Genomic DNA, 2,287 nt, shown 5'->3' with positions numbered 1-2,287 from the left:
ATCGAGCTCAGGCCGGTGGTCGACCACGCCACAGGTATTATGGATGTGACCTATGTCGTCGATCCCGGCCCGCTCGCCGGCTTCGGCGACATCACCGTTGGCCAGACGGACGAGATTCCGCCCGAGGTGGTGCGCTCGTTCATCTATCTCGAACCGGGCGATCCCTATTCGCCCAAGGCCCTCGCCGACACCCGTCGCTCGATCGCCAAGATCCCCGCGGTCGGTTCGGTGCGTATCCGCGAGGGCGGCAAGCTCGACCGCGCAGGCAATCTGCCGATCTTCGTCGAGGTCACCGAACGGCCCAAGCGGCTGCTCGGCTTCTCCGCCCGCTATTCGACGATCGATGGCCCGGCGGTGAAGACCTACTGGGAGCATCGCAATCTGTTTGGGGGCGCCGAGCGGCTGCGCCTCGAAGGCAACCTCTTCCTGGCGCCGCGTATCGACGGCACCAAGATCCAGAGCTTCGGCGATTTCAACGAGTCGGATATCGGCGCGCGCTTCGGCTTCAGCTTCATCAAGCCGGCGCTCGGTGGCAGCCGATACGACTGGCTGCTCGATGGAGTCGCGACGCGCGAGCGCGTCGGCACGCAGCGCTATGGCGGCTATACCGCCCGCTACGCCAATCTCACCACAGCGATCATGCGCCGGTTCAGCGATACCTTCTCGGTCCAGGCCGGCCTCGAGGTGGAACGCGGCCAGACCAGCGACGTGCTGGGCGAGGTGACCTATACGCTCGTCGGAATACCGCTGTCGGTGAAGTACGATTCCACCGACAGCCTGCTCGATCCGACGCGGGGCTTTCGCGTGAACGCGTCCTTTACGCCGTATCCGACCTTCCTCGGCTCCACGGTCGGCATCTACCAGACCAAGGCGGCGGTTTCCGCGTATTATGCGCTCGACGAGGACGCCCGTTACGTATTGGCGGGCCGTATCGGTTTCGGTTCGATCTCGGGCGCGAGCCTGGATGAAATCCCCGCGACGCGGCGCTTCTATGCCGGCGGCGGCGGCTCGGTGCGGGGCTATGCCTATCGCAGCATCTCGCCGCTGGGGCCGCTGAACCAGCTCGTCGGTGGCCGCAGCCTGCTCGAGCTCTCGGCCGAGGCACGCATCAAGATCACCGAGACCATCGGCATCGTGCCCTTCTTCGATGCCGGCACCGCCTTCGAATCGACACTGCCGGACGGAAAGCAACAGCTGCAGATGGCTGCCGGCCTCGGCCTGCGCTACTATACCGGGATCGGGCCGATCCGGGTCGACGTCGCCGCGCCCCTTAACCCGCGCAAAGGCGACAAGCCGGTCGCTCTCTACGTCAGCATCGGGCAGGCCTTCTGATGCGCCGCCTTCTCACTCTGCCTCGCCTCGCGCTGTTCGCCTTCCTCCTGACGGCGGGCTTCCTCGCCTCCGCTCATTTCGGCGGCTTCGCTCAGAATGCGCAGACCGACCGGGGCGTCGTCGCCGACCTGATCTCGAAGGCTCTCTCCAGCGACACCAGCCAGGTCTCGATCGGGCAGGTCAACGGCGCTCTTTCCTCCGACGTCGAGATCCGCGACATCGTCCTCTCGGATCGCGACGGCGTCTGGCTGCGCCTCGATCGCGTCCGCCTGATCTGGACCCGCAGCGCCCTTCTGCTGCGTCGGCTCGATGTCGACCGGCTCGAAATCGGCAAGCTCGAGATCCTGCGCAAGCCCGCGCCGCAGCCTGCCGGGACCGCGCCAGCCAATAACGAGCCGATTCTGCCCGAACTGCCGCTCAAGGTGATCGTGCGCGCGTTCCAGCTCAACGAGCTGGCGCTGGGGGAGCCGGTGGTCGGCGCGGCGGCGCGCCTCAGCGCCAGCGGCGCGGCCCGGCTCGGCCCGCCGAACGAGGGTCTCGATCTCAAGCTCCAGGCCAAGCGGCTCGACATGGGCGGCAGCTTCGATGTCACCCTGTCCTTCGTGCCGGAAAGCACCCGGCTGCAGCTTGCCGCGAAGCTCGACGAGCCGGCCGGCGGCCTGATCTCGAAGGCCACGGGGCTGCCTGGCGAGCCGCCGGTGAAGCTCGATCTCAACGGCGACGGGCCGCTCGATGCCTTCCGCTCGAACCTGACCTTCACCGCTGGGCCGACGATCGGTGCGGATGGCTCCGCCACGCTCAATCGAGCCGGTGCCGAGCGCCGGCTCGCGCTCGCGCTCGATGCCCGCATCGAGGGGCTGATGCCGCCGCCGGTCGCTCCCGTCTTCGCCGGCTCCACCCGCCTCGATGGCGCAGTCGGCCTCCGCGACGATGGCGGCGTCGATATCCGCAATCT

General features: G+C 67.5%; 1 protein-coding gene and 1 pseudogene. Both read left to right on the top strand.

What is annotated here, in order from left to right:
* Positions 1–1,332, top strand: a 1,332-nt coding sequence (locus ACIPIA_RS14600) for an autotransporter assembly complex protein TamA (RefSeq protein ID WP_400510589.1), incomplete at its 5' end; no start/stop codon positions are given.
* Positions 1,332–2,287: pseudogene (locus ACIPIA_RS14595) on the top strand (translocation/assembly module TamB domain-containing protein); the annotation flags it as partial. The gene ACIPIA_RS14600 and the pseudogene ACIPIA_RS14595, both read left to right, overlap by 1 nt.

This window comes from Allobosea sp. CER48, from assembly GCF_044752385.1.
In the GTDB taxonomy this organism is placed as follows: Bacteria; Pseudomonadota; Alphaproteobacteria; order Rhizobiales; family Beijerinckiaceae; genus Allobosea.
The sequence above is the reverse complement of the archived record's forward strand: the minus strand, read 5'-3'. Positions and strand labels throughout refer to the sequence as shown.